At 75.2% G+C, this 2997-nt stretch carries 2 protein-coding genes and 1 pseudogene; 1 reads left to right on the forward strand and 2 read right to left on the reverse strand.

Annotated features, from left to right (window positions below; genetic code table 11):
* The first annotated feature begins 331 nt into the window (after positions 1–331).
* Positions 332–1261, forward strand: a complete 930-nt coding sequence (locus tag AAHZ94_RS31855) for a GNAT family N-acetyltransferase (RefSeq protein ID WP_349997189.1) — start codon at positions 332–334, stop codon at positions 1259–1261.
* A gap of 332 nt (positions 1262–1593) precedes the next feature.
* On the opposite strand, the pseudogene AAHZ94_RS31860 reads toward AAHZ94_RS31855, so the two are convergent.
* Positions 1594–2181 (reverse strand): annotated as a pseudogene (locus AAHZ94_RS31860) (XRE family transcriptional regulator); the annotation flags it as partial.
* Between the two features lie 47 nt (positions 2182–2228).
* Complete coding sequence (locus AAHZ94_RS31865) at positions 2229–2876, reverse strand: nitroreductase (protein ID WP_349997190.1); 648 nt, start codon at positions 2874–2876, stop codon at positions 2229–2231.
* Positions 2877–2997 lie beyond the last annotated feature (121 nt).

The raw sequence follows: 2997 nt of genomic DNA on the forward strand, positions 1-2997 counted from the left end.
GGGGCCCCCCGGGGGGGCCCGCCCGGGGGGGGGCGGGCCCCGCGGCGCACCCCCCTTCGGGGCGGCCCCGCCGCGGCGCCCGGGGGCGGGCGGCGGAGGTCGCGGCGTCACCGTACGCGCCACATAGGTGCAGCAGCCATGCATACAGGTGTACGAAGCAGCTAATCGGCCAACGCGGCGGTGCGTGGCCCACACCGGCCGTGACCTGCCCGATCGCCCGGCCCGGCGCACCGTGCGGTGCCGGGTGCCGGGCCGGCGCCGGGCGGTCGGGGCGCAGAGCAGGGAGAAAATGCGGGGCGGATGGCGGGATCGACACGTAGCGTGCAGCGCCATGACTGTGATCATTCGCGATTTCCAGCCGGCCGACGCCGAAGCCGTGGCCGAGGTGCGCCGTGCGGCCATCCCCTTCATGGTGACGACGCCGGAATCGGTGGCCGGACAGGTGGCCAACGCCCCGGCCGGGCAGCGCTACCGGCTGCTGATCGGCGAGTTGGACGGGCGGATCGTCGCCACCGCCCACACCGGGCTGGCCTTCGACCATCCCGAGCCCGGCCGCTCCTTCAGCAATCCGTCGGTGCACCCGGACGCCCGCGGCCGGGGCGTCGGCTCGGCCCTGCTGGCCGAGGCCGAACGCTATCTGGCCGCCGAGGGCGCCACCTCGCTCTACGCCTGGGTCCTCGACGACCAGCCGCACCTGGGCTTCGCCGAGCGCCGCGGCTACCAGCTCAGCCGCGGCTCCGTCTTCCAACGGCTGGATCTGGCCACCGCCGAACTGCCGCCGCTGCCCGACCCGGCCGACCTGCCGGCCGACGTGGAGTTGCGCAGCGTCGCCGAGCTCACGGACCGCGTGGAGGAGTTCTACGCGGCGGACGTGGAGGTCACCGCCGACGAGCCGGGCGACCTCGGCGGCCACCGGATCGACCTCGCCGAGTGGCGCGCGCTGTACTGGGAACACCCCGACTTCGACCGCGAACTGTCCATCGTGGCCCTGGTCGACGGCGCCATCGCGGCGTTCACGGTCGTCCACACCGACCGCAGGGACCGCTACCAGTCGGGAATGACCGGCACCCGCCGCGGCCACCGCGGGCGCGGCCTGGCCACGCTGGCCAAGACGGCCTCCCTGCACCGCGCCCGGGCCGCTGGCTTCCGCACCGCCTTCACCGGCAACGACACGGACAACCAGCCCATGCTGGCCATCAACCGCCGCTTCGGCTACCGACCCGCCCAGGGCGAACGGCGGGCGTTCAAGTCCCTGGTGTGAGCTGGCGGGCCGGTGGCTGCGGGTGGAGTCGGAGCACCGGCTCCCGGCCCGCTACGGGGCTACGGGGCTACGGGGCTACGGGGCTACGGGAGAGGCTAGGCGCCGCCTCCTGGGCCGGTTGGGGGTGCTTCGGGGCTGCTCCGAGGCAGGTTGCTCCCCGCTGGGCCGGCTTGGGCGTCCGCCGGTGCGGCTGCGGACGAGGGAGCGGCCGAGGGTGCAGCGTCCGCCGGTGGGGCGGCTGGCGGTAGGGCCGCTGACGGTGCAGCGGCTGACGAGTGCGACGGGGCGGCCGGCGGGTCTCCCGGGGCGGCTGCCGCGCCGGGTGCGGCCGTGGCCGCGGGACGGGCCCGTACGTGCATCCGCTCGCCCTGCGCCCCGTACAGCGCGAGCCATTCCACCGGCAGGTCACCCGCGTTGGCCACGCCGTGCGGGGTGCGGGTGTCGAACTCGGCCGCCTCCCCCGCCGTCAGCACCAGGTCGTGATCGCCGAGGGCGAGCAGCAGCCGGCCGGAGAGCACGTACAGCCACTCGTACCCCTCGTGACTGCCCTGCGCCGGCCGGTCCCGTGCGCCGGCCGGGCGGACCGGGAGGATCTGCTTGTAGGCGTGCAGCCCGCCCAGGTAGTGGGTGAGCGGAATCCAGGTCTGCCCGTGCCGGGTGAACGGCCGCGGGTGGATGCGCGGATCGCCGGTCGCGGGCGCGCCGACGAGTTCGTCCAGCGCCACGCCGTACACCTTGGCCAGCGGCAGCAGCAGCTTCAGGGTGGGCTCGCGGTGCCCCGATTCGAGCCGGGAGAGCGTGCTGAGCGAGATCCCGGTCCGCTCGCCGAGTTGCGCCAGGGTCAGCCCCCGGGCGATCCGCAGGGCCCGCAGCCGCGGCCCCACCGACGTCAGTACGTGCGCCAGCTCATCGTCAGGCATGCCCCCATTCGTCGGGACGGCAGCCGGCCCTGTCAAGGCGAGGCGGCCTATGCGCGAAAACGCGTCGTCTCGCCGAGGTCCGCGCGCGGGACGGTGACGGCGTTCCAGGACGAGGTGGGGTCGGCGTAGCCGAAGGAGATGCCGAACATGAGCTTGGGCCGCTCCTCGGTGAGGCGGAGCGAGGCGCGGATGGTGTCCGCGTAGAAGCCGAGCAGCCCCTGCGGGCAGCTCGCCACGCCGTACGCGGTCAGCGCGAGCAGCAGCGTCTGGGCGTACATGCCCACGTCGTTGACCATGCGGGCGTCGGCGTTCGACGGCAGGAAAAGCAGGGCCACGTGCGGGGCGCCGTAGAAGCGCAGGCTCTCGCGGTTGACCGCGGCCCGGCCCGCCAGGTCGTCGCGGGCCACTCCCATGGCGCCGTACATGAGCGCGCCGGCCTCGCTGCGCCGCTGCCGGTGGACGTCGGCGTACAGGTCGTCCTGGTACGGGAAGTCCAGGGACAGCCGCTCCGCGTCGGCCGCGGCCAGCAGGTCGCGGCTGAGGGCGTCCCGCGCCGCACCGCTGACCACCTCGACCTGCCAGGGCTGGGTGTTGGAGCTTGAGGGTGCGGCGGCGGCCAGGGCGAAGACGCGGCGCAGCGTCTCCTCCGGCACCGGGTCGGGGCGGTAGGCACGGGTGGCGCGGCGACCGCGGATGAGGCGCTCGGCGTGTTCCGGGTCGAAGGCGGGGGTGGGGGCGGGGGCGGGGGGGGGGGGGGGGGGGGGGGCGGGGGTGGGGGGGGGGGAGGTCCCTGGTGCCGGTTCCTTCCTCCGTACG

The sequence above is a fragment of the Streptomyces sp. HSW2009 genome, assembly GCF_040240285.1.
In the GTDB taxonomy this organism is placed as follows: domain Bacteria; phylum Actinomycetota; class Actinomycetes; order Streptomycetales; family Streptomycetaceae; genus Streptomyces.